This window comes from Mesorhizobium sp., from assembly GCF_005063415.1.
Classification (GTDB): domain Bacteria; phylum Pseudomonadota; class Alphaproteobacteria; order Rhizobiales; family Rhizobiaceae; genus Mesorhizobium.
In genome coordinates, this window is record NZ_SUEG01000005.1 from 74,216 (window position 1) to 95,915 (window position 21,700).

The window sequence follows — 21,700 nt, forward strand, 5'->3', positions numbered from 1 at the left end:
TGACAACGTCTACATACCGCCGCCGTCAGGTGTTGCGCCTAGATAAGCCAATCGTTCAGCGCGTAGGCGTGGATGTAGTCGATCTGCATCTCCGCAGGTGTCGCAAGCCCGTCGGCAGGCGCCCCCGCGAGGCCACCGACCGCCAGATCGACCAGCATATACATTGGGTCGTGCATGTCGGAAGGCGTTGCGGCACGGGCAACTTCCACATCATCGAAATACCAGACGAGTTCGTCTTCTGTCCACAGCACGCCGTAGGTGTGGAACCCTTCGGTATCCGCGGCATAGGCCGTCGAGGACACTGTCGTATGAGTTCCCGTCTCGTTCGAATGGCTTGTCAGAATGAGCTTGTTAGGATCCTGACCGAGCATCTCCACGACATCCAGTTCCGGTGGCCAGGAGCCGTCTGCGGGAAGAAGCCAGAAGGCCGGCCACACACCTTGCTTTTCGGGCATGTCAGCCCGAATTTCGAAATAGCCGTAGGTCTGCGCGAAGGATTCATAGGTCGTCAGCAAACCTGACGTGTACTTGTAATTGTTTATGTAGGGCTGGATGGCGGCGGGAGCCTGGGCGGCGGTAATCGTGAGAACACCGTCCTCAATGCTGAAGGGGCTAACGGAACGCGTCGGAGCGTAGTTGCTGTCGATATACCATTGAAGCTCCTTGTTACTCGTGAGCGAGCTGCCGTTCGCGGCGCCCCACCAGAAGTTCGAATCCCATGTGCCGCTCGAGCCATTCCACAGGTCCAGTGCGTTGAACTCGTCCGAGAAGGTGAGTTCCAGATGCGACCTGTCCAGGGCCAGATCGAACTGGCCTGGGGTGAACTGGTCGATGGTCTTGTTGGCGAACACGAGAAACTCGTTATCGGACAGGTTGAGGCGGACATTCGCTCCCGTCTGCACCATGTTGGCGTGCACTTCCTCGAAGGAGGTGAAGCCGTAGCTTCCGACGCGCGCGGTGTCGTCGGCGCCAAAGTCGAGGATCAGGTCACTGCCATTCCCGGGGGTCACGACAAAAATGTCGGCCCCGGACCCACCCTTGAGAACGTCGTCGCCCCGGACGCCGTCGAGCGTCTGTTGGCCGGAGCCGCCGGTAATGATGTTGTTTAGCTCATTTCCGAAAGCATAGTGTTTGTCGCCGGTGACCGTCAGATTCTCGAAATTGGCCGGGAGCTTGTAGCTCATCCAGGTCGAGATGGTGTGGACACCCTCGTTGGGCAGCTCGAACGCCTTGTTTTTGGAGGAATACAGATAGTAGATGTCATCGCCCTTACCGCCATACATTGTGACGGTGACCCCGCCGTCGGCGTACATCGAGTCGTTGTAGATGCTGCCATAAAGTGTCGGGCCGGAATTCGTCGCCGAATACCACTTCACTGACGACCCGCTGTAGGCGAGTGGAACACCCTTGGCGTTCAGTACGCTGGCCATTTTGGTCCCTTTCTCCTCTTTCTCGCCTCGATATCACGCCTAACACCTAAGCAGGCAAAAGGAGCCAGTACCATTTAGGTCTCGACTTAGGAGAGTTACCAAAAGCTTAATGCAACGGAGCAGGCGCCTCAACCCTTCCAGGGCACCAGGATTGCGTCGGCCCTTGCCGCTCTACTTCGGCCGGTCGCAATGTTAGATGTGCGGCCGTTACGCGACGCAAGGCCTGTTGTCAGATGCGTGACGCGACATGTGAGATGCAGCTCCAGTTTTGGCGATGGCAGGCGCGCCGCAATGTTGATATTATCCGCACAGAACAGGCGCGCAAATGACATCGGATTCAGAGAAGGCTGCGGCGGTCGAGCAGTTGCTTGATACACCTGACCTTGCAACCGCACTGGAAAGCGAACAGTTCAAGAAATTCCTCGACCAGGTGCCGATCGCCATAGCCGTTTCGGACCTTGCCGGTGAGGAGCGCGTGGTCTACGCAAATCCGGAATTCGAGAAACTGTCAGGCCTGACAGCCGCGAGGCTCACCCGAGAAAACTGGGGGGCCCTTTTAGGCACAGGCCTCCATCAGCAAAAGGACAGGCTGCTGGCCGAGGCCGTAGTCGAGGGAACCGATTTGGTCGGCACCTTCAGGCTGGAGCGCGGCGAGCACAAATCCGCGATCGTCGACGTTTATTCCAACGAGATAGAGGACGACAACGGCAAGGTTTGCTTCCGGCTGGTGGCCCTGGTCGACGTATCGGCTCACGGCGAGGCGGGAGATCAGCGCTCGGCCGAGGAACGGGTCAGTGAGAAAGACACACTGCTTCGCGAACTGCAGCACAGGGTGAAGAACAACCTGCAGATGATCACCGCACTGATCCGGCTGGAAAGCCGCAACGCTACCGAGGCCGACCGGAGACGGTTTGAGCGGCTCGCCGGTCGCGTCGACGCTTTGGCGATCCTCTACCAGACGCTAACGGCCGACGAGCCGAAGGAGGAGGTCGACCTTGGTGTGTATCTCAGCCAGATCGCGTCCGCGGTGATGAGCTCGCATGCAGTCGAGGGGATCCGGCTGGATATGAAGGTGGATACATATCCGGTCTCAATAAACGTCGCCATGCCGGCGGGACTGGTCGTGAACGAATTGCTGACCAATTCACTAAAGCATGCGTTCCGGGGGCGCGACGGCGGTACGATAACGCTGCACAGCGTCGTGGATGGCGACGGCTGCCGGGTTATAGTGGCGGACGACGGAATCGGCCTGCCGGAAGGCGAGATGTGGCCCAAGCCAGGCAAGCTCGGAGCGCTGATCGCGCGATCGCTGACCGAGAACGCCAAGGCGCAGCTAGCCGTCGAGTCCAGCGCCAACAAAGGGACGAAGGTGACCATCGTTTTCACACGGTCGGCGGCAGCAAGCTGAACGATTGCCGTCGAACATAGCAGGCTGGCGGCTGGCTTCATGTCGCGGCTTTGAGCAGGTGCCTGCAAATAGGGCGCCCGACACGCGCTCCGAGCCGCCAGCAATCGGACGTCGCCAACTCGGCACGCGCCGGCTCACGGCTCACGAGAACACGTCACAACCCTTTGCTGCGAATGCGCCTGCAGCGGCTCGCCCGATCCCACTGGAGGCGCCCGCGATAACCGCGATCGGACGCAAGGCACGGCTCGGCGACTGACCTAGTTTTGTAGACCGCGACCCTCGGGGACGGCGGGGGCACCTGACGCCTTCGCGCTCATCACGCGCGGGCCGGCAATTCGGCAGCGAGTCATCGCATTCAATCTTGCCGAGGACGAAGGTCTAACCTACAGCATCAAACTGGTCCGACTGTTGTGGCCGGAGGTAACCGCGAATTGCGCCATCGGGACATGAGAGCAGTGCTGTAGGCAAACTGGGATGCGTGCATTCGTTCGATTGGTTGCTACGATTATCCTGACGCCTGGGGTGACCAGTTGCACCACTATTTCCTACTACGCGCAATCTTTGCAGGGTCATGTGCAGATCATGGCGGCGCGCCAAGACGTCGGAAAACTGATCGACGATCCTTCGACCCCTGAGATATTGCGCGCCCGAATGGCATCGGCGAGCGCCATACGACAGTTTGCTACCGATGAACTGGCGCTGCCCGACAACAACAGCTACCGCAGCTATGTCGATGTTGGTCGCGACTCCGTGACATGGGCCGTCTTCGCCGCGCCGGAATTCTCGCTGGCGCCACGAACGTGGTGCTTTCCGGTTTTCGGCTGTGTTCCCTACCGGGGATATTTCTCCGAAAAGTCTGCGACTGAAACCGCTGCCGGACTTCAAAGACAGGGTCTCGACGTCTATGTCACGGGCATCACTGCATATTCCACGCTTGGCTGGTCAAGTGACCCGCTGCTAAGCACGATGCTCACCCAAGATGAAACGTATCTTGCAGCGCTGGTATTCCACGAACTGGCCCACCAGCGCGTCTACGTGCATGACGATTCCGCGTTCAACGAAGCGTTCGCTGTCGCTGTCGAAACAACCGGTGTGAGAAAATGGCTGCGCGCGACCGGCGATACTGCCGGATTGCGCCGTTACGAAGCTGATCGGAGGCGCAGAGCTGAATTTCTCGCGCTGGTGTCTCAGACCCGGGACGAGCTAAGGCATGTCTATGACGGCAATGGTACTTCTGAGCAGAAGCGGGCCTCGAAGAAGGCCGCGATCGAACGGCTGAGGACGCGCTACCGACAGATGCGCGACAGGCGATGGGGTGGATACCGCGGATACGACGCCTGGTTCGATGCTCCGATCAACAACGCAAAGCTCGCCGCGACTTCCGTCTACAGCGATCGGGTGCCGGCCTTTCTCCGCTTGTTCGACTTGTGTTCGGGCGACTATCCACGGTTCTATGCATCGGTTCAAAGGCTTGGCGCGTTGGACAAAGCTCGCCGTGCGAAAGCGCTTGCGGGGGCAGACGCGTGTTATGGAGCCATTCAAAGCTGACGCCCGAATCGGTCCACTGACATTTCTTTATTTGGGCGTGAACTGACTGGGAGGTTTCGACCGGATGCGCAGCTATCGTGGGACGCTAAGGCGCGAGGGCAGTGTTTCTCCACCCGGCCCGGTCGCTCGGCCGGACTGGCGAATTATTCTGCGCAGCAAATATCGACCTAAAATCGGATATGCAGTGGGAAGCCACTTTCCGCTGCCAGGGGAGGGCTTCATCCTGCGGACAATCGGTTCGGCCTTCCAGCCTTGTTCTGCGCGATCGGTAACATATGCCTGGAGACCACCAGGCAGGGGCACTTCTATTTCGCGTAGCTCGGTCGGTGCGCTGAGTTGAAGCCAAACAGGTTGGTCGGATAATTGAGAGCCTGTTCTGCCGGGCACCAAAATCGCTGATCCCGGGAACGCTCCGCGATTCACCACGAATGGTGCGTACTTGGCTGTAATCTTAGATTTCCTCACCAAGCAGTATTTTGGCCTCTTTGGCAGCGTTTAGAAATGCCTGGCGCGCTATTCTTGGTGGCTTTTCGCCGCGGATGACCGCAAGGCACGCTTCGATTGCCGTGAGCCGCGACTTGCTCGCTGGCTGGGGCCATTCCCTCAGCAATATTTCGGCGGCCTCCGATACCGAGGCAACAACTTTGTCACGATCGATGCGGCCTGGCTGAACGACGACAGGCTTTCTAAAACGCCTAGCAGGCATGACACTCTCCAAACCGAGCACACAGGCTAGACTCGAACAATTCTTAGCGCTAGCTCAAAAAGGCTACCGGGGATGCTTCACTATTCATTAAGCATGTTCGAGGCCATGATAGGACGATCTCCAAACGTTCATCGACCGGTGTCGAAGCGCTCGGTAGGCGGGCAGGTATGCATCACCTGCCGGTAAGTGTCGCCCTTGCCATTTCGCTTGTCGGCGGTTGGTTGTGGCAGCGATAGCGTCAAACGGGATGAGGCCGAAGGCTGCGGTATACAATGCCTATCCGTCCCAGGCGATGGAGTTCCTCTGAGAGGCACGCGCGATAGAGGCGAAGGTTTGGACTGCAGGGAGGCTTTGAACCCTAATCAGAAGGCGTAAGGACCCCTTCCTCCTTGGCAGCAGCTTCGAAGGCCTTACGAGCCTCCTCAGGGTCACCCGGTCTTCCATTGTGTCGACGCACACTTGCACAGCCTTCCGCCACTTAGGTCCCATGTTGGTCCACTTCAGGAGTTCCTCAGCGGCACCTTCGACACTGTTGCACCCGTAGGTCATCCCAGGTCGGTCGGTCTTGACGTACACCGGAGGGGAGAACCAATGGGTCGCCATGACACCGCCTACTCAGGGGAGAGGTACATCATGGCCTCCTTAGCGGCAGCCTCAAACGCCTTTCGTACCACGTGAAGGTCAACGGGATCGCCCTCCAAGGCTGACAGGCAAAGGGTCACCGCCTTGTGCCAGCGAGGTCCTCTACGGGTCCACGTCTTTAGCTGCTCAAGGGCTGCCCTCGCGTTGTTGCAGCTATGCCTGTCACCGGCTTCAGTCCTTACGAACACCGGGGGGACGAACCAATGGGTTGCCATGAGGGGAATGTAGGGCGGCTATGGAGTTTCGTCGTCTCTGGCCTTCCCAATCGCCTCAAGCAATGAAGCCAGGGTTGGTGTTAGCTCTGTTTCGACTGGCCCAAACAGGTTCTGTACATGACGACGATTGTCTTCGGTTCCGATCAACTCCCGAACGGCGTCTGCAAGGGACCTATGCCCAGTTTTGTCGCGCTTTTTCATGTCGGCCGAGGTTCCCCGCCTGTCGCGCAACTCGCAGGTCAGGGAATGGTTGCATTAGGCGTCAGGAATGTTTGTTAGAAGTGATGCTACCTTGGCTCGATTGGCGGACTGCACCGACCGTCGAAACACACGAACAGGCCCATGGCAGTTGCTGCCTCGACAATCGCCTCGGTTAGTTCGTCGTCAGATGCCAGCAAATAAGGCGCAGACTCCCGAACTTCGTCTAGTGCCGATTTGATCGAGACAGTGTCACGGCGGTTCGCCCTATTGATGATTGCGAGGATTACTTGCTCTAGAACTGGACTGAGTCTTTGCACGACGCTCGTCAGCCTCCCAGGGAGACGCCGAAGGGGATCATACTCTCGCCATGACCGGCAGCAATGGTGCGTAACAATCGTACAAAATTGGTCGGTGCTGCGCCGCACCGGTCAGGAATGTACGGATGGATTGCCAGGGAAGGGAACGAGCGCGCCGCCTCGGTGCAGCATGGCGTCATTCTACCGAACGCGGTCACCAAGGCCGCCAAGTCCAGCGGCGATGCTTGATCTCGCATTCCAGGATTCCTGCGGAGATCACCAGCGCGCTCGGCGACATGGGCCGCGGCACCTGGTCGGGCTCATGTCCGACAGTGGTGGCGGCAAAACATCGTTCAGCCTGCAGCAGTGTCGCTTCGCCGCCTCCCAGGGGCTCAAGAGCGCGTTCTTCTCGATCGAGATCACCGACGAGGAGGCTGCCCTGCAGGCGGCTGCTCAGCAGGCTCATATGTCGCTCGGCCGCATCGACGCCATCACGCTCAACAGCAAGGAAAACGCCGGTTCGACGGGCAAGGCAGATGCGGCCAGGCTGAGGCCGGTAACGTGAAGCTCGTGCGCGGCCGCTGGAACGAAACATCCCTCGACGAGGTCTGTTCGTTTGCGAATGGCCATGACGATCAGGTCGATGCCTCCCCCGATGCTCTGAACGAGCTCGCGCTTGGTTCGACCTTCACGCTCGACAAGGTCTGACGGCAGGACTGACCTGGACTCGCTATCAGTCAAAGTGCTCTGGTAAGGCCTTCAACTGGTCGGTGGTCATTTGTGTGACGGCATGCACGGTGCCGTCTTCGTCCCGCATGAAATCGAGCTGCGTTGCATATAATGCCACGCGCTTTGAGCCTATGCCGAGGAACCCACCAACATCGAAGACGACTTGGGCATGCTCGCCGGTTCCATGGATGTGGTCGACCGAACTGATTTCCTCATCGTCGGGACCATAGATGGTCGCTCCTTCAATAACGTTAGGGCGCAGTTCAGCACTCGTGAGCCGTACGTGATCGGTGTGGTCCATTGTGGAGTCTCCTCTCCGTTGGACTGAGGTAACCCCCGACAGGATCAACCGTTCCGAACCGTCATTCAAAGGATAGGGCGTGGCGACAATATTCCCGTTTGCCAGGGACAGCCTTACCAATCTCGTCTCGCGCATGGGAGCGGGACAGGGCGTCGAGCAGAGCAGATACTATGGAGTGCCGCTCCTAAACCACCCAGCAACTGCTCAACGCGTACCGGGGAGCCTGGTTGCCGCCAAGCTCTGCTGTCTACCTGCGCCAAATACGCCGCCGCGCTACACGAAATGGTACAGGGTATCGAAAACATCGGCCAAGGCGTGAAGGATGATCCGGTTTGGGGGCGTCGGTGGCGGTGGTTTCCCTTGCACCAAGTGCAACCACCGAAATAGGTCAGCCTGCCTGCTTGACCGCCTGAAAACGCGCCCGAGCCGCGATGAGCAGCACGCTCTCATCACTCATGCCACTCTGGAAAAGCCGGACAAGATCGGCTGCGAGCTTCTCAGCTGCCGGTGAGCCGGGCTCGACATGCCCTTCCTCGCATATCTGGCTGAAAACGGATTTCAGGGCTTCCAAGTCGGTCGGGTAAAGGGCAGGGTCAATGCTCATGCGATCAATCATCTGGGGCCTCCTCAGCTGGCGACAGGTGAATGGAACGACAACGGACAATGACTCCGCTGGCCCAAGGAGTCATTTAAAAATTGACAATGCATTTCGCTCGGTACGGATCGAACAATCCACAACTTGACTCACGAGAACGGTACATACACGCGGCGAATGGTGCAGCGATTTTTCGTTCGCCGTGGCTTGACTTGGCCATCTGATGATCTAACGAAAATGGAACATCCATTGGGGATCTGGGATGCATTCTGGCATCGATATTTCGGGCATGCCGGTAGGCGATGAGGTCGACAGTTTCATTATCCTGCCACCGTTGGGACGTCGGTCCGAACCGGTCTTGCGCGAAGTCGACGCCTTCCTGAAGAGGTTTTTCCCCGAATACGACCTCTTCGCCAACGGCGACACGGAACCTTTCCAAGGCGATTTCCAGATCCTACCGATCTGCGGCGTCGGTGGCGACGAGCCGGGCACCCTGCGCATTCTCAATCCCCCCGAGCAATCGGTGATGATGGCATCGCCGCGGCGCTGAAGGGTTTCCGCCCCGGGCAGCCGCCGGCGCCGAACTAGAGGGACGGTCGCGTCGCCGGGCTGTCTTTGCGCCCCGCCATCAAAGACGAGGAACGCGACGGCTTTTCCGCTCGTTGATTCCTTATGCCCTCTACCTCGATTCGCAAAACGGAATACGATCCCGAGCGCAAGGTCCTTTCGGTGTGGTTCGTCGCCAGCGGCAAGCGGTACGAGTTCGAGGGAGTGCCGCCGGAGACCTTTGCGGCATTTAAAGCCGCGTTCGCGAAGGGCCGGAACTTAACGACCACATTCGCAACCATTTCCGAACCGCCTGGTTGTGAGCGAAAGCGACCCGGGATGACCTTACCTGTCGGTGGCGAGATGGCGCTAAGTACGACCAGCCCTTGGGACCTCGTCCAGGAGATTTGGACCTTTACTCGCTGGCAACTGGCCGTCGGGAGTGAGCTTGTCCACTGCGTCGGGGAGTTCTCTTGTGAGCCGGTCGAGAAGCTCGTCGTGGGACAATCCGGTTTGCTCGGCCAGATCGTCCAACGTTTGCGGGTCGATTGCTTTCTCGACCTGTTCGCGCCGAACGGGTCGGTTGGATCCTTTTCCTACCCAAGAATCTACCTGATCGCCCGCACCCACATTTCTGAGACGGTCCAAGATGTCGCCGAGGCCGCCGGGGGAGCCAGCGCTAGCGTTGGGATCTGTCGATTTCCTGCCAGCGATCAACTCGCCGATCTTGTCCCTGTTCTTGTAGGCAAGCAGGCCAAGCAACGCTATGGCGACCTTTCCTATGTCAAGGCTCATTTCGCATCTCCTTCCACAAGGCAAAGTCATGCGCTTTTGAAAGGTTCCACGATTCGGGTCTCCCACCGGAATTCCGGCCTAGCCCCGAACCTGTCGTATATCAGCATCTGCGGAACTTTCGGCCCTTTCGCGTGCTGGTGCTTTGTACTCCGGCCAGACAGCAAATCGTGATCAGCTGTCGGGTCACACTTGGCCCGTCGGCTTCGGTCGGCGGGCTTTTTGTTGTCTTGGGGTGGAACACCCGCCTGCGATACCACTATCCGCCCAGATCGGGCCACGCATAGGAGAGCGCCGCTTGGCCACCGAGAAGCAAAGACACGACAGAGAGCAGCGCACGTCAGATGCCGCACGGGCGCTGATCGACGACGCGCGCACGGCACAAGACGCAGAGACCGCTCGTCCGCATGAAGCCCAGGCTGACGCGCGTGAGAGATGAGAAGGGTGCAATCCATGACAGAGAGATGCATTCCGTGGAGATCGGGAAGATCTCCCGGAACAAAAAAAGACGTGATCTGCCGTTTGCCTTCGCCGGTCAGCTTGGTGGACCCCACCAGGCTGTCCAAGAACGACAAATGAATGGCTGGGTCGATCTCCCTCGCGCAGAATGTCCTGGTGGGCCTGATAGTCCCTGTTCTGAATCGGAATGTTTTCCAATACGGCAATGTCTGACTGTGTGAGATCGGAGATGTTCTGGAGCCTGCGGATCAAAACGTTCGGGAAAGACGTGTGCCGAATTCGGTGACCAGATTGAGTTAGGTGCCGAATTTGCATCGGGCGCTAATGTTCCGACGCCATCGGGCCGACTCGATCCTTCGCTCAGGCCCAGCGCCTCGCTCAATCGCGCAACTTTCTTGCCTCGCGCTCAAGTAGGCGATTTTGTATAATTCCCAAGGAGAAGAAAAATGGCTGAGGACCATACCAAAGTGATCGGGCCAGACCTGGTCCAGGGCATCGCGTTCGCCGATCTTCCCGACGGTGGAAAGCTGGTCGGCCATTGCGGCAATGAGCAGGTGCTGCTGGTGCGCCGCGGGGCCGAGATCTTCGCCGTCGGGGCGACTTGCACACATTACGGCGGGCCGCTCGTCAACGGTCTTGTGGTGGAAGACACGGTCCGGTGTCCGTGGCATCACGCGTGCTTTGATTTGCATACAGGCGAAGCCTTGCGAACGCCTGCCTTCAGTCCACTCGCGTGCTGGTCGGTGGAACAACGCGATGATCAGATATTCGTGGGCGAGAAGCGCAAACGGACTGCACCCAAGCCGCGCGATGGAGGCTCCGGCCCCGTTCCGGAGAAGATCGTCATCGTCGGCGGCGGCGCAGCCGGTTTCGCGGCGGCCGAAAAATTGCGGCGCGAACACTATCAAGGCAGTATCGTCATGCTCAGCAATGATGAAGCACCGCCGGTTGATCGCCCCAACCTTTCCAAGGACTACCTCGCTGGCAAGGCACCGGAGGACTGGATTCCGTTGCGTGGCGAAAGCTTCTACTCAAAGAATAATATCGACCTGCGTCTTAATGCGAATGTCGCTCGGATCGACGTACGTTCTCGCGAGGTTGTACTCGCGGACGGGACCTCGACTCCTTACGACAAGCTACTTCTTGCGACCGGGGCCGAACCGGTTCGCTTGACCATACCCGGGGCAGACCAGTCAAATGTTCACGCATTGCGCTCGTTCGCAGATTGCAAGGCGATCATTGAGCGAGCCACCGCGGCGCATATCGCTGTCGTGATTGGTGCCAGTTTCATTGGGCTGGAAGCTGCAGCGGCCCTGCGTTCGCGCAAGATCGAAGTTCATGTCGTGGCGCCCGATAAGCGGCCCATGGAGCGGGTCCTGGGTCCGCAAATGGGTGACTTCATCCGCACTATCCATGAGGAGAACGGCGTTGTTTTCCATCTTCAGGACACGGCGAGCAGCATCGATGGCAAAAAGGTGAAGCTCAGCAGCGGCGGCACGTTAGCTGCCGACTTCGTCGTCGCCGGCATAGGCGTGCGACCGCGGATCGGCCTCGCGGAAAAGGCCGGGCTCATCCTTGACCGCGGGGTTCTCGTGAACGCCTTTCTGGAGACGAGCGCACCAGACATATTCGCCGCCGGCGACATTGCGCGGTGGCCAGATCCTCACAGTGGCGAGAACATTCGGGTCGAGCACTGGGTGGTTGCAGAGAGGCAGGGGCAAGCTGCGGCGCTCAACATGCTCGGCCATCGTGAGAAATTCGAGGCCGTGCCATTCTTCTGGAGCCAGCATTACGATGTTCCCATCAACTATGTCGGTCACGCCGAGCGATGGGAGGAGATCGCGGTGGACGGCGACATTGCTGCCAAAGATTGCCTGCTCCGCTTCAAACGAGAAGGGCGCACGCTGGCTGTCGCCTCAATCTTTCGCGACGTTGAAAGTCTGGAGGCCGAGGTGGAAATGGAGCGCCAAATGACAAGCTAGCAAGCAAGCCCCACACCCGGCCATACGGCCGACGAATCTCGTTCATGGCTTGGCCCATTTTTCGCTGCGCAGGCGGCATGTAAAGCGTGATCTTCTGCAGGACGATCACTCCGGTTTTGACGTGCGCTTGCCGCGAACGAAGCCAACGACGGGTAGGCTTGGGGAACCATGGCGCACTGAAAAATAGGCGTTGTTAGATACCAGATGCTCAACCCTCTAGGCCCTCCACATTGTTTGGCGGACCTAGCGTCCGCGGCAGAAGCAGGATGGAGTAAGCGGGGCGTTTCCCTCAGTTGGGCTAGTCCAACGTGACCGGCCTTCAAAGACGCGGCAGGTGCTGTAGCGACTTCTTCAATCAGCTCCAATATCCGCCAACAAGACTGCTGCGTAGCCAGTGTTCGTCATCATCATTTTGCCGGACTTCCACAGCCCGGGACCTGAGCGGAATTTACACCGTCGCGGTCGATTCGCCGATGCTCGCCAAGCCTCGACAATTGTTCTATGCTCTCCTTGGCACGGCATGGTCGTGATTGCGACACGCAAGGCTGTTGTCCTGTGGGGAGTTCAATGTTCGAAGTCGTCGGAGACTGGTGGAAAACGGGCTCGAGAACCTGGTTCGCCCTAAACACCCTTGGCTTGATCGTCGCGCTATCGGTGCTGTTGTTGCCTGGGCTGGAAAGCGCTAATGCACAGACGAACTGGACACTCGACCCGACGGCCTCCGTGCTCACCTATCAGTCGGTCAAGAAGAACACGATCGTCGAAACCAACAAGATCAGAAACATAGCCGGCACTCTTTCTTCGACGGGTGAGGCCAAGATCACCTTTGACCTCAACTCCGTCGACACGGGTGTCGACCTTCGCAATGTCCGCATGCGGTTCCTTTTCTTTGAGACATTCAAGTATCCGTTCGCCGAACTGACCGCAAAAGTGGACCCTGCCGCATTTGCCGACCTGGCGACCAAGCGAAGGGTGAAGGCAGTGCTGCCATTCCGCCTCAACCTGCACGGGGTCGACAAGGATCTCGAGGCCAATGTCGTCGTGACCATGATCAGCGACAGCATGGTCTCCGTCGCTTCGGAGACGCCTGTTGCAGTGCATGTCGAGGACTTCGGACTGCTGCCGAATGTCGACAAACTGCAGCAGGCCGCCAATGTGACCAACATTGTTCCGACCGCCTCGGTATCGTTCGATTTCGTGTTCAACGCCGGCGGCAGCAAGCCCGCGGCCGTGCAGACAGTCGCGGCAAGTACTGCCGAGGTCGGACCCGTCGCCACTGATGCCGCGAAAGCGAACTTCAGCGACGAGGAGTGCCTCAACCGGTTCGCGGTGCTCTCCCGCACCGGGGCCATCTACTTTCGGTCGGCGAGCGCGCGGCTCGACAACCAAAGCCGTCCGCTGCTGGCGGAGGTGGTTGGCGTGGTCGGCAAGTGCCCCGGCCTCAAGGTAGAGGTTTCCGGCCATACCGATTCCGATGGTTCGCCTGCCGCCAACAAGCTGCTGTCGGAGCGCAGGGCCGAGGCCGTTGCCGATGCCATCGTTGCCGCGGGTATTGCACGAACGCAGATCATGGCGACCGGGTATGGCGAGGAGCGGCCTGTTGCGGCTAACGATACGCCGAAGAACAAGGCGCTCAACCGGCGGATCGAGTTTTCCGCCACCAAGCTCGTCAACTGAGGAAGGACCTCTTGTTCAGGCGGTGGGGCTTCGATCTGATTGCCTGTTTTGGCAGTGCCCTGCGCGCGATCGGGCTGGTGACACTCTCGCTGCTATTGACATTGACGGCGGCCAATGCGGAACGCCGTGTTGCTCTGGTCCTTGGCAACTCCCAGTACCAGCATGCGCCGGCGCTGACCAACCCGGTCCGCGACGCGCAGGCTGTTGCCGACCGCCTCGAGAAGTTGGACTTTGAAGTCGTCTCTGGTTTTGATCTGACCAAATTGCAGACTCAGACGACGATTGCGCAGTTCGCAAAGCAGGTGCGCGGCGCCGACATTGCCCTTTTCTTTTACGCCGGCCACGGTTTGCAGGTTTCAGGCAGCAACTACCTGCTTCCGGTCGATGCCGCATTGGAAGACGAGACCTCGCTTGATTTCGAGGCGGTGCCTGTCGAGTTCGTTTTGCGGCAAATGTCGCGCGAGACCAGCATAAGACTGATTTTCCTCGACGCCTGTCGCGACAATCCCCTGGCCGAAGTGCTGGCAAAGGCCGCCGGCGTCAAGGGAGCGAGAAGCGGGCTTGCCGAAATCCCGATCGAGAATGGCGGTGCGGGTACGCTGGTCGCGTTTTCCACCAGTCCCAATCAGGTCGCCTATGACGGATCGAGCGAACATTCGCCGTTCACGTCCGCGTTGCTTGCCCATATCGGGGCTTCGAACGTCTCCATCACCGACGCGATGAACATGGTCACCGCCGGTGTCTTCAAAGCAACCGCCGGCAAGCAGCGCCCGTGGATCAATGTCTCGCTGACCAGCGAGGTCGTTTTGCACAGAGTCGATCTCAACGCGCCGCTGATCGTCGGCGAAGCGACGGCTGCGCAACAAGCCGAAGACGGCTCCGATGGGCGCAACGCCACCGCAAATTCGTCAGGCGACAATGAGGCACAGCTTGCGCTTAATGTCCTGCGGCAGAAAATCCCGAAACTGGCTTCGGACGATCCGATCTTTTTCGACCGACCTGTCGATTTTGGAGATCCAAAGATCGACGGCAAGAGTATCGCTGAGCTGATCACGGGCAAGCCGCTCTTCACTCCCGTGGAAGGGCTCGACAAATCGGTATGGCAGGGCAAGCACTGCAATGGCTGCCATGAGTGGAATGAGGTTCGGCTGTGCGAACAGGCGAAGAATTTCGCCGCCAACGATATCTCCGTGCTGCGCCTGCAACACCCACTTGGGACGCGCTTCAAGGTGGCGCTGGCCAAGTGGGCGCAAGGCGGCTGCAAGTAAGATCTGGACCTTCGGTTCGAAAATTCCTGGTCAGGCCGCTTCCGGATGAGCACAAGCCTTTGCTTGATGAAATTGATCGAGCCGACAAAGAGTGACCGCATAAATCGTTCCTCCGGTCCTCGTTAGGGCGGGGTCTAACGTACCACGTCTGCAACCCACGGGCAGCAGCGAGGAACTCATGAAGTGGACCAAGCGTGGGCCGTCAGTGGGACCTCGTGGTCCGCTTTTGCGTCATTCATGGCTGATGCCAAGAAGGAGGAGGCTCTGCGCTCATTCGATCAGGACAGAGGCTGACGTGACCAACTCCGCTCAGAATTTCTACCAAGAATTGTTTCGCTGCGTTGGAACGCTTTGGGAATGAGCGAGTTTCGCCTCGATATGTGTACTTTCGCACAAAGCGTGGGTCTACCGGTCTACCTGATGCCGCCACCACGAAGAGCACGGACAGCCTTCCGACGATTGATCAGTTCAGAAGGCAATCGTCAGGTGTTGCGCAAGCGGCTAGGATTGGAAGTCGATCGAGAAATGCCGGAGCACTTTGCCGTATTGCTAGCCGCGCTTGACCAGCGGCAGCAGGAACTGGCTGACGAGCCTTCGGTACGCTTTCGTACATCGACTTGATTTCAAATGTGCCGTCACGGCAACGCTGCCCAGAGAACGCGGTTTCCGAGAGGTGATCAGTTGGAAGACTATCGTCCAAAGTCGAAAGCTGCGCAGGCTGTTGAGGTTTGTAGGCGGTGACACTCTGACATCAGGCCTTACCGCGCTGGCGCAGACGCTTCAGGAGGAGCTTGAGCGGCGGAGGCAAGGACCGGATACGAGAGCCACGAGCAGCCCTATGCCGCCATTGGTTCTGCCCTCCGGTCCACGTCAAGACCGACTGACCTGGGGTCACCCAACGGGTGCAACAACTCGAGGATCCGGCGAGGAACTCATGAAGTGAACCAAAAGGGACCTAAGTGGAAGAAGGCGGTCCAAGCCTGCATCGACGCATGCGAGGAGCCAGTGACCCGGAGGAGGCTCTTCGAGGCTGCGGTCAAGGAGGAGGGGGTGCTGCGCGATCAGTGACGCTAAACCTGACCGCCGAGATCACCAAGATCGCTGCGAGGCAGGGGCAGCAGAATATGCTACACCTCATCTTCCAGGGCTGAGACTGGTGGCCCGCACAATCCACCCCACGCCCGCCCTCTAGACCGAGGCAAGCACCGAGATGAAGACACGGAAGACGGTAGCCAACCCGCGGATGAGAATCTGATCAACCGTCATCTCTGAGCTCCACCCTCGGCCCTGTGCAGTTCCAGCCAATCCGACTCCTTTGGACACTCGCGCCAAGCAGTTGTTCCCTCTCGCCTTCAGCCCTGTCAGGGAACATGAAAGACTAGTATGCGTCCGCTGATTGGTGCAGCGCCTCGATCTCGGCCATCTGTAGGCCCATTTCGACAAAGGCAGATAGAACGGCAAAACGGTCCGCGAGTGCGACACGCGCCAGCCCTGCCAGAACTCCGGCATTGACGGCATGGGCGGCAGGAAACGGCTGTAAGGCCGGTGGCACTTCTGCTGCGCGGCCGACAGATCCGGCCGCACCAAGGCCATTGTCACGCCATCCGGCAGCCAAGGCAATCCAGGCGCCCGGGGTTGTAGGCGGCGCTGCTGCTGCCTGGCCCAGTGCGGCGCGATGGTGGGCGCTGCCCGGTTCGCTGACCCAGTTGCTGACGAGTGCGAGCAATTTTTGATCGGTCTCATCGAGCAGCTCGCTTAGATGCCCAAGGCATTCATGAGCCCACCAGACCGCAGCCCGATCCGGCAGCAGGTAGGCACAAAAGGTGATTGCCTCTTCGGGAACGCGCCCGGCGAGGAGATCGCGGCAAAACTCGATCGAACGCTGTTCGGTTGGAAGGGTTCGCATGTCTCGGGCAGCGGCGGGACAAGCTATGAAAAGATCTCGTGCCGTTTTGAATCGGAGCCCGTTGGCCATGACGCCACGCTTTCATCGAGAGCCTATCGGCACTCAAGCCTGCAGCGCGGCGCGGGTCAAGTCTCAACTCGCGGCGGGGTGATGACCGGCGACACAGCCGCGGCTCGGTATTTCCCGCAGACAATTGCTTCGGAATTTGGTATGTTCACGGTTGGTTATATCGGATGCTCAACAGGAGTAACCGCTATGCGGTGGGCCAGTTCACCCTTGGTGTTGGCGGTCGTGGTTTTCTCGACCCATGTTTACGCCGACCCCGTCCAGAAATCAGAAGACATCGTCAAGTTTTTTGCCGGCGCGGCCGATCTTGGCAAGTCGCGTGGAATTTGTGTTGGCACCGAGGAGCAGTGCAAGAGCAAGACCAAGGCAAAAGACGGACCCGCCGACAAATCCAGTCTCGACATGCTGATCAATTTCGGGCTCGATTCGGCCGAACTTGACGCAACCGCGCGCGCCGAGCTCACGGAGTTTGCCAAGGCCCTGAAGGACAACCGGCTGAGCACTTTCCACTTCGTCGTCGAGGGCTACACCGACGCTTCCGGTCCGGCAAAATACAATGAGCGGCTCTCACAGCGACGGGCGCAATCTGTGACGTCCTTCCTGACATCAAGCGGCATTGAGGCTGCCCGCATCAACCCGATCGGCCTGGGCGAAGCGCATCCGCGCAGCCCCAACCCGTACGATGCTGTCAATCGGCGCGTGGAAATGCGCATAAAGACCGAGTAGCGAACGCTGGCGCATGCCGCCGGAAAACTGTGCGGCAGTTTCCGAACCACAACTCGCATTGCCACGGGCAGGGCAGTCGTTTGAATGCCCGCTGTCGGTCCTTCAGTACGCCGCCCACCACCACACCGGCGCCGAAAAGCAGCGCCTTGGTTGGGAAATCGCCGACCCGGGGAACCAATCGGTCTGCGTCTCCGAATCGGCTGCGACTTGCCCGCGCCATGCCCTGGCTCAAAGCGCATTCTGAACGGAGCTCAGCATCGCCGTGATCACCTGTTTATACTTTGCGAACTCGGGAGATGTCTGCCGGACCTCAGTGGTGGTCGTCGTCTGCTGGCTCGCCGCGGTCGTGGCTGGGCTGAGCTTTCGACCCATCTTCCTTTCGGCCCAGTCCACGACATAGCTGGCGGTCTTGCCGGTGAGAAAGGGATTGGCCTGAATGACGGCTGACCCGAGCACGGCGCTCAGCTCCGCCGAACCCGACGCCGACAGCACCTGATGCGCGCCCTCCATGCCGAGGAAATGGCACAGATAGAGCCGGCCGGCTGTGATCTGGTGACCGCGCGCCCGAAGATAGGCTTCGCCCTCTCGCGCCAGATTGCGAACCATCTCGCGCGAGATCGTGGCGTCATAACGCAGGGCAAGCAGGTCGGCGGTCGAGAGCGTGCGTGCAAGTTCGGGGCGGTACGTATTCATCATCCGGATCCAGGTCTTGGTGATGAACTGGCCGGCGCCGGTCGCTGAAGAATTTGGGTTCTTGGCACGGGCACTGCCGCCACTTTCGACATGGACGATGCGGTCGGTGAGCGTTTCCACGGCGGAAAAATCCGAAGCGACCGCGGTAACGGTGCCCAGCGGGTTGATCGCCGCGCCATTCTGGTAGAGTTCGAAATGCAGGTGCGGCCCGGTCGACAGTCCGGTGGTGCCGATATAACCGATGATGTCGCCTGCCTTCACCTTGGTGCCGACGCCGCCCACGATTGCGAATTTCTGCATATGCGCATAGCGCGTCTCGCGCCCGCTTCCGTGCGAAATCTTGACCAGATTGCCATAGCCGCCCCCATCGCCCTGGAAGCTGATTTCGCCATCGAAGGCGGCTGCGATCGGCGTGCCGACGGGCGCCGCCCAGTCGACGCCCTTGTGAATGCGAACGGTGCCCAGAATTGGGTGCTTGCGCGGCCCGAAGGTCGAGGTCAGGACCCCATTGACCGGTGTGACCATGCCGTTGGTGACCGTCAGCGAGCGGACCTGATCGTCGCCTGTCACGCATGCAAACTGGCCATCGCCCTGCTGGAAGACGAAACAGTCGAGACTTTTTGTCGTGCCCTGGACACCCACATACAGCACCCGCCCGGCGCCTTCGTCCTTGCCGCGCGGCGTCTGCGAATAGATCAGCACAAGACGCTGGTCCTCGCTTGCGAAGGCGTCCAGATCCTGACCTCTCGACAGATACATGATGGCTTCGCCGATCACGCCGGTCGGAACGCTGTTGCGTGCCGCTGTCGAGTAGATCGCGTCGAGCAGACGATACTGCCTTTTGTGGCCGCCTTCCGCCGGCGCGCCCGAGTAGTTGAACAGATCTTCGCGTACCCAAGGGTCGACCCCCGATACGAACACGCCCGCGGCGTTACGCGTCAGCGTACCGACAAAGACGTTCTTGGCGTAGATCGACACTTGCATGAGGGACATCGTTGTCGTCTCGCGGTTCGGCCGGTATCCACGCATGGCCACGACATAGCCCGGCTCCAGGCCGTTCCGGCCGAAGAGCGCCTTCAGCGCCACGCCCGCCTGCTTGGCGTCGTCGGCCGAGAAATGTGCATCGAGCGCAACGCTATCCAAACTGCGATCGTTGAGGATCTTCACGAACGTGTCTTCCGTCGCCTCGAACCGCTGATATTCGTTCGTGACAGTCGCGACGCTGGTGTTGTTTTCGATCTGGGTCTTCTGGAACGCGGGAAGAGCTGCATCGCCTGCATCGATTGTTTCAGCCCAGCCGGCCTCGGGGTCATCGGCCTCGGCCTGTTGATCGGCAGCAGGCGGGGGTTCGTCCGCGGCAGGAGATGGCTGAAGATTATTCTGCAGATCGCTGGGGGCTGCGGGGGCGGTCTTTCGTTGCGCCTGGAAGAATGCAAAATCCTCCTGCGTCGACGGTATGGTCGTCATGAATTTCTCGCTGGCGCTAAGCATAACGTCGGACAAAATCTCGATCTGTGGCGAAACCCCGGCCTGGTCGAGTTCGGCCGGACGCGGAACAACGCGGCCTTTCGTTGCGGCGCCGGAATCGGGTGCGAGCGTGATCCACATCGGGTCCCCCGCCAGGCCGATAATGGCAGGCACATAAACAGAGGCATCGGCCGGCACATCGTCGGCTCCTTCGACCGCATGCAGCTCCTCGTCTTCGTCGCCAAACGACCAATAGTCCGCGGTGAGGTAGAAGCCGGCGGCAATCGAACACAGGAAAACCGTGGCGAGGCCGGCAAGAAGTCTGCGCCAAAACCTGCCCCGGCGAAGGGCAGCGCGTGCTTGCTTCTTCTCCTTGAAGCTGGTGTCGATAGCGTGCGTCACGGACTGCTTCCGGTCAGGAAAAACGTCCAACGCACCTGTTCAAGCGTATCGACTTCAACAAATCGCGCGGCAATATGGCCGCGCTGCCAGCATTCGTCGATGCCGCGTATCGAGAAACGTCGCCGCTCAATGCACATTTCGGTCGATCCGGTCAGGATTGCGTGGCCGAAAACGTCAGTGGCGTAGAGGTAGATGTAGCGGTTCGTCAGTTCCTCGCGGATGACGTTCACGCACTGATTTGCGCCGATGGTCCACCAGCCATCGGTCTGGTCGGCATTATCGACCTCCTGGCCGACGGCGAGGTTGACGACGTCGAGCGTCTGATTGCACACCGTGAACTCAGCGCGTGCTTCGTTGCAGGAAAGCACGGCCAGCAACGCGGCGGCCGAAACGACCGCAAGCCTCATGCGGCCCCTCGAGGCAAGCAAGGTTCGAAGCCGACCATGCTGCTTTAAGGGCAGGTCGGAAGACGAGCGGGGCAAACGCGAGCTACGTGGTTCCATCGGACGCCCATGCTACCCGCCGAGCCGGAAATACTTGGCACTGGTCGAGAACTTGGATCCGTTGGCCTCGATTTCCTCGAGAATTTTGGGCAACAGCTGCGAGGCTGGCATTGGCGTGGAGAACGCGGCCGCCTGGATATCCTGGGGCCCGGTGATCACCATGATGATCTGCGGCACGGCCTTGCCTGCAGCCCTGTCGGCGGCGCCGAGACCGATCGGGATGCTGAAGGTAGCCTTGTCCGATTGAACGACCATGCGGTCATCGAGGTTGAACATCATGCCTTTGTGGTCGATCAGCAGCACGCTGGAAATGAGCCCGCCACGCGTCACCAGCGTACCGCTGATCGGCGTACCGTTTGGCACCGATGTTCGATCGAGAACGAGCTGCGGCTTTTCGCCAGCAGTCTGCCCCAGAAAGCGCAGGAAATTGGTGACTTCGCACTGGCTCGGCTCAATGAGGCGCACGTTGATGTCCGGCTCAACGTGGAATTTTGCCTGGAAATCAGCCAGCATCTGCTCGAATGGCTGGACCGCGGTTCCAAATCCTTCGATGGCAGCGGTCTTATCGGTTATCGACGTCACGGCGGCGTAGAAACAGTCGCCACCGCTGAAGTCGCGAACCCACGAAACACGCTGCGCCATATCGTCGATCACCGGGGCAACTTCCGGCTTGGGCACGTTCAGGGCGACCGTGGCCTGCTCTGGTTGACTGGCCGGGGGCAGGTCGGCCTGCCGCCCTGCTGCGCTCGTCTCATCCGCCTGGCGTGCAGCCGCCTCGGGAATGGGCGCTGCTGGTATCGCCTTCCCCGGTCGGCTTGCCTGGTGTTTGGGCGGCGGCAGGTCGGCCTGCTGCTCCTTTGCCCTCGTCGCATCCGCCTGGCCTGCAGCCGGTTCGGGAGCTGGCGCGGCCGGTTTCGCCTCCGCCTGCTGGCTTGCCTGCTGTGCAGGCTTTTGGCCCGCCGCGGTGTCTGGTTGGGCTACGGGCGGCGGCGCAGCCTTTTCGACCGGCGGGAGGGCTGGAGCAAGCTTGGCAGGCGGCGAGGGCGTATCGGGCTGAATTGACGGCGTTGCGTTTTCCGCGGGCGGTTGCGCCCCACTTGCCGACGGCTGCGTTTCCTGCATTTGCGGGAGCATCTTAGGCG

19 protein-coding genes and 2 pseudogenes are annotated in these 21,700 nt (G+C 59.7%); 11 read left to right on the top strand and 10 right to left on the bottom strand.

The annotated features are described in order from the left end of the window. Positions 1 to 38 precede the first annotated feature (38 nt). Positions 39 to 1,430 (bottom strand): family 16 glycosylhydrolase, encoded by a 1,392-nt coding sequence (locus E5W70_RS03030; protein ID WP_292653949.1) that lies wholly within the window; start codon positions 1,428 to 1,430, stop codon positions 39 to 41. Between the two features lie 325 nt (positions 1,431 to 1,755). Here E5W70_RS03030 and E5W70_RS03035 point away from each other — a divergent pair, with 325 nt between their 5' ends. Then, entirely contained in the window at positions 1,756 to 2,838 is a 1,083-nt protein-coding gene (locus E5W70_RS03035; protein ID WP_292653950.1) for a histidine kinase dimerization/phosphoacceptor domain -containing protein, read from the top strand. 474 nt (positions 2,839 to 3,312) lie between these two features. Then, positions 3,313 to 4,386, top strand: a complete 1,074-nt coding sequence (locus tag E5W70_RS03040; RefSeq protein ID WP_292653951.1) for an aminopeptidase — start codon at positions 3,313 to 3,315, stop codon at positions 4,384 to 4,386. Positions 4,387 to 4,837: 451 nt separating this feature from the next. Here E5W70_RS03040 and E5W70_RS03045 read toward each other — a convergent pair whose 3' ends face one another. Continuing rightward, positions 4,838 to 5,092: a DUF982 domain-containing protein gene (locus tag E5W70_RS03045; protein ID WP_292653952.1), complete on the bottom strand. Its 255-nt coding sequence runs from the start codon at positions 5,090 to 5,092 to the stop codon at positions 4,838 to 4,840. Between the two features lie 611 nt (positions 5,093 to 5,703). Further along, on the bottom strand, positions 5,704 to 5,949 hold the full coding sequence (locus E5W70_RS33055; protein WP_366509655.1) for a DUF982 domain-containing protein: 246 nt from the start codon (positions 5,947 to 5,949) through the stop codon (positions 5,704 to 5,706). A gap of 819 nt (positions 5,950 to 6,768) precedes the next feature. Between E5W70_RS33055 and E5W70_RS03050 the strand changes: the two genes are divergently transcribed. Beyond that, the gene (locus E5W70_RS03050; protein ID WP_292653968.1) at positions 6,769 to 7,011 is read left to right on the top strand and encodes a hypothetical protein; all 243 of its coding nucleotides are present in this window, start codon (positions 6,769 to 6,771) and stop codon (positions 7,009 to 7,011) included. After that, positions 7,008 to 7,154 (top strand): hypothetical protein, encoded by a 147-nt coding sequence (locus tag E5W70_RS03055; protein WP_366509656.1) that lies wholly within the window; start codon positions 7,008 to 7,010, stop codon positions 7,152 to 7,154. Before E5W70_RS03050 ends, E5W70_RS03055 begins: the two co-directional genes overlap by 4 nt. Before the next feature lie 25 nt (positions 7,155 to 7,179). On the opposite strand, the gene E5W70_RS03060 is transcribed toward E5W70_RS03055, so the two are convergent. Further along, entirely contained in the window at positions 7,180 to 7,476 is a 297-nt protein-coding gene (locus E5W70_RS03060) for a PRC-barrel domain containing protein (RefSeq protein ID WP_292653953.1), read from the bottom strand. A 388-nt stretch (positions 7,477 to 7,864) separates the two neighbouring features. Continuing rightward, positions 7,865 to 8,092, bottom strand: coding sequence for a hypothetical protein (locus E5W70_RS03065; protein ID WP_292653954.1), 228 nt, complete (start codon positions 8,090 to 8,092; stop codon positions 7,865 to 7,867). Between the two features lie 241 nt (positions 8,093 to 8,333). On the opposite strand from E5W70_RS03065, the gene E5W70_RS03070 reads away from it, so the two are divergent. Continuing rightward, complete coding sequence (locus tag E5W70_RS03070; protein WP_292653955.1) at positions 8,334 to 8,621, top strand: hypothetical protein; 288 nt, start codon at positions 8,334 to 8,336, stop codon at positions 8,619 to 8,621. Positions 8,622 to 8,743: 122 nt separating this feature from the next. After that, positions 8,744 to 8,833, top strand: a pseudogene (locus tag E5W70_RS03075) (KTSC domain-containing protein); the annotation flags it as partial. A 153-nt stretch (positions 8,834 to 8,986) separates the two neighbouring features. Here the strand turns inward: E5W70_RS03075 and E5W70_RS03080 are convergent. Next, positions 8,987 to 9,442 (bottom strand): YidB family protein, encoded by a 456-nt coding sequence (locus E5W70_RS03080; RefSeq protein ID WP_366509659.1) that lies wholly within the window; start codon positions 9,440 to 9,442, stop codon positions 8,987 to 8,989. Between the two features lie 872 nt (positions 9,443 to 10,314). Here E5W70_RS03080 and E5W70_RS03085 point away from each other — a divergent pair. The 4 genes from E5W70_RS03085 (at position 10,315) to E5W70_RS03100 (ending at position 15,416) form a co-directional block, all read left to right on the top strand. Beyond that, complete coding sequence (locus E5W70_RS03085; RefSeq protein ID WP_292653956.1) at positions 10,315 to 11,850, top strand: FAD-dependent oxidoreductase; 1,536 nt, start codon at positions 10,315 to 10,317, stop codon at positions 11,848 to 11,850. A 567-nt stretch (positions 11,851 to 12,417) separates the two neighbouring features. Continuing rightward, positions 12,418 to 13,527, top strand: coding sequence for an OmpA family protein (locus tag E5W70_RS03090; RefSeq protein WP_292653957.1), 1,110 nt, complete (start codon positions 12,418 to 12,420; stop codon positions 13,525 to 13,527). An 11-nt stretch (positions 13,528 to 13,538) separates the two neighbouring features. Further along, positions 13,539 to 14,795: a caspase domain-containing protein gene (locus tag E5W70_RS03095; RefSeq protein ID WP_292653958.1), complete on the top strand. Its 1,257-nt coding sequence runs from the start codon at positions 13,539 to 13,541 to the stop codon at positions 14,793 to 14,795. A 357-nt stretch (positions 14,796 to 15,152) separates the two neighbouring features. Then, the gene (locus E5W70_RS03100) at positions 15,153 to 15,416 is read left to right on the top strand and encodes a hypothetical protein (protein WP_292653959.1); all 264 of its coding nucleotides are present in this window, start codon (positions 15,153 to 15,155) and stop codon (positions 15,414 to 15,416) included. 757 nt (positions 15,417 to 16,173) lie between these two features. Here the strand turns inward: E5W70_RS03100 and E5W70_RS03105 are convergent. Further along, on the bottom strand, positions 16,174 to 16,521 hold the full coding sequence (locus E5W70_RS03105; protein ID WP_292653960.1) for a hypothetical protein: 348 nt from the start codon (positions 16,519 to 16,521) through the stop codon (positions 16,174 to 16,176). A gap of 33 nt (positions 16,522 to 16,554) precedes the next feature. Here E5W70_RS03105 and E5W70_RS33060 point away from each other — a divergent pair, with 33 nt between their 5' ends. Beyond that, complete coding sequence (locus E5W70_RS33060) at positions 16,555 to 17,493, top strand: OmpA family protein (RefSeq protein ID WP_366509658.1); 939 nt, start codon at positions 16,555 to 16,557, stop codon at positions 17,491 to 17,493. Between the two features lie 228 nt (positions 17,494 to 17,721). Here the strand turns inward: E5W70_RS33060 and E5W70_RS03115 are convergent, their stop codons facing one another. The 3 genes and pseudogenes from E5W70_RS03115 to E5W70_RS03125 all read right to left on the bottom strand — a co-directional run. Beyond that, positions 17,722 to 20,055 (bottom strand): M23 family metallopeptidase, encoded by a 2,334-nt coding sequence (locus E5W70_RS03115; RefSeq protein WP_292653961.1) that lies wholly within the window; start codon positions 20,053 to 20,055, stop codon positions 17,722 to 17,724. Next, entirely contained in the window at positions 20,052 to 20,462 is a 411-nt protein-coding gene (locus E5W70_RS03120; protein WP_292653962.1) for a DUF1036 domain-containing protein, read from the bottom strand. Before E5W70_RS03120 ends, E5W70_RS03115 begins: the two co-directional genes overlap by 4 nt. Positions 20,463 to 20,570: 108 nt before the next feature. Continuing rightward, positions 20,571 to 21,700 (bottom strand): annotated as a pseudogene (locus E5W70_RS03125) (serine/threonine protein kinase); the annotation flags it as partial.